The 2,764-nt window shown below is 57.5% G+C and carries 2 protein-coding genes and 1 other annotated feature; both genes read left to right on the top strand.

Going from position 1 to position 2,764, the window contains the following annotated elements:
* The first annotated feature begins 726 nt into the window (after nt 1-726).
* Nucleotides 727-1,143 (top strand): hypothetical protein, encoded by a 417-nt coding sequence (locus RM96_RS31825; protein WP_152624254.1) that lies wholly within the window; start codon nt 727-729, stop codon nt 1,141-1,143.
* A gap of 13 nt (nt 1,144-1,156) precedes the next feature.
* Nucleotides 1,157-2,391, top strand: a protein-coding gene (locus tag RM96_RS31815; protein WP_152624253.1) for an IS3 family transposase whose coding sequence is annotated in 2 segments (ribosomal slippage) — nt 1,157-1,445 and nt 1,445-2,391 — 1,236 coding nt in all. Because the reading frame shifts where the segments join, the coding sequence is not laid out codon by codon here.
* Nucleotides 1,435-1,551 (top strand) — a sequence feature (AL1L pseudoknot). It overlaps the preceding gene by 117 nt.
* Nucleotides 2,392-2,764: the final 373 nt, after the last annotated feature.

The following is a 2,764-nucleotide window of genomic DNA, read 5'->3' as shown; positions in this document are numbered from 1 at the left end:
CTGACGGAAGACAGTGCTGTACGGTGGGCGCGTTTTCGGCATGGTGCACCTCCTGCTTACTCAAGATAGGCACTGTCCGAAAAAACGGGTCACCTCCACATCTTCTCCCGTGCACTGCACTGTTCGTCCATCTCAGTGAGGTATCTGTAACGAGATGATACCAGCACTAATTTTCAGCTCGCACCTAAGGAGAGGTAGGAGAGCGGCGTCGAGCCGCCCGCAAAGAACAACGCGCGCCGGGCCATTGCCAAGTGTCTGACCTACATCCTAAATTGGCGGACCAAATTGATCCCGAGATCGTGTCCCTTTGACAGCCAAAGATAACTGAGTACCCCAATGATCGCGACATGGCAACAACCGTGCACTCAGTGCGCTACGACCGACTGTCAGCAACCGCTGCTGAGCTGTGATTAGTCAGATTTCCCCGAGAGACCGCAATGGATCGGCCATCGGGTGCTTAGCAATCTTCCCGGCTACTACAATGAGGCTGGCAAAGCGATTGCTGAGATTAATGACTGGTTCGAGGAGCAGACCCCGCCTGCATGAGAGAGAGATGGAGTTCGTGGTAACCTCTGTTGTAACTCTTCAACAGCGTACAGCCAAGCCCAGCAAAGCTCTCCGGCGAGCGTCCTGAGTTCCGAAGTCCGACCCCGGGCACCATCGCATATCCGCATCACTCTCCCCACGATGAGCGAATCAAATAGCGAGCTTCACCAAGCCAAAGACGTGGAGTTCTACGCCGCAAGCGTGGCCGCCTGGTTTTCCACCAGATTGGAGTATGACAAGAGCATATTTGCCCTTTCGGCAGGCGGCATTGGCGTTCTAGTTACCCTATTGACAACCAAGGGGGCAGGCTCCCGTTTTGCTCTTGTCCTCTATGGACTGTCGCTAGGGAGCCTCCTAATAGCGCTAGTCGCATTGTTAATAATCTTCAGGCAAAACGGCAAGCACATCCTTGGTATTCTTCAAGGAAACACGGAGCTTGCAAGCAAGCTGCTCAGCAGGCTAGATTTGGTGGTCTTGGTTTCGTTCGCTGCTGGCGCTATCTTTTCTGCGACTCTTGGTATAGTTACCGCTTACGGGACATACCGGGATAAGGAGAAAGTGAACCGCCCCGGGTTTAGTGGAGGCTCCAACTCTTGAGAGAATGGAGCCTATGAGCAAGCAAACCAAGTTTTCCCCCGAGGTCCGAGAGCGGGCCGTACGTCTGGTTCGAGAGCAGCGTAGCGAGCATCCGTCGCTGTGGGCGGCAGTCGAATCCATTGCACCGATGATCGGTTGCACGAGCCAGACGCTGCTAGGGTGGGTCAAGCAAGAGCAAGTCGAGAGCGGCGAGCGCGACGGCGTGACCACGTCGGAGCGTGAACGCCTCAAGGCGCTGGAGCGCGAGGTAAAGGAACTGCGCCGAGCCAATGAGATCCTGAAGCTGGCGAGCGCGTTTTTCGCCCAGGCGGAGCTCGACCGCCGTCTGAAGTCCTGAAGGCCTTTGTCGATCAGCATCGCGACGTCTTCGGGGTCGAGCCGATCTGCAAAGTCTTGCGGATTTCCCCGTCGGGCTATCGGCGCCATGCTGCGCAGCTTCGCGATCCGTCGCGGCGCTCTGCACGATCCAAACGCGATGAGTTACTGCGACCCGAGGTCAAGCGAGTCTGGCAGGCCAACATGCAGGTGTACGGGGCCGATAAGGTTTGGAAGCAGTTGAACCGCGAGAGCATCACGGTGGCGCGCTGCACGGTCGAGAGGCTGATGAAGCAGCAGAGTTTGCGCGGCGTGATTCGTGGCAAGCGGATTCGCACGACGATTCCAGATGCGAGAGCAGCGCGCCCGCCGGACCTGGTCAACCGTCAGTTCAGGGCCGAGCGGCCGAACCAGCTCTGGGTTTCGGACTTCACCTATGTTTCGACATGGCAGGGCTGGCTGTACGTTGCGTTTGTGATTGACGTGTTCGCCCGGCGCATCGTCGGCTGGCGTGTCAGCTCGTCGATGACCACGGATTTCGTTCTGGACGCACTTGAACAGGCGCTTTACGATCGCCAGCCTGGCAATGATGGATCTCTCATCCACCACTCCGATCGGGGTTCGCAGTACGTCAGCATTCGCTATAGCGAGCGCCTGGCCGAGGCGGCCATCGAACCATCGGTTGGTAGCCGGGGCGACAGCTACGACAACGCATTGGCTGAGACGATTAACGGCCTGTACAAGGCTGAGCTGATCCATCGTCGTACTGCCTGGAAGACGCGTGAATCCGTTGAGCTGGCCACGCTGGAATGGGTAGCCTGGTTCAATCACCACCGGCTGATGGAACCCCTCGGCTATATCCCGCCAGCCGAAGCTGAGGCAAACTACTATAGGCAGCTTCAAATGCCTGCCCCAGAACCGCTATTAACTTAAACCAACCAGCCTCCACGATTCCCGGGGCGGTTCAAAGAGATGGCTGAACAAAAACAAACGAAGGGAGTAGTGGCCCTCGAGAGCTTATTGGGCGCAGCGAGCCTGCGTCCCCAAGCGCTCGCGCAAAAGAGCTTTATCGGCGCTGGCGCTTTGCAGCCGCAGGCGCTTGCTCAGCAATCCACGTCTAGCGCATCTCAACCTGCATCCGCGAGCGTTGCGGCGCCAGCTCCCCTACCAGCCTCGCAACCAACATCAAAGTAAGAAATCACCTGAGGTGGGGTTGCCCCGTTTCATCGGACAGATCTGCATTTGAATTTTATGTCGATGGGTTTTCTCCTTGTGATGGGGCGGTGTAGGCCCAGTGTGGCGGCGG

This window comes from Cupriavidus sp. IDO (assembly GCF_000812465.1).
Taxonomy (GTDB): domain Bacteria; phylum Pseudomonadota; class Gammaproteobacteria; order Burkholderiales; family Burkholderiaceae; genus Cupriavidus.
The sequence above is the reverse complement of the archived record's forward strand: the minus strand, read 5'-3'. Positions and strand labels throughout refer to the sequence as shown.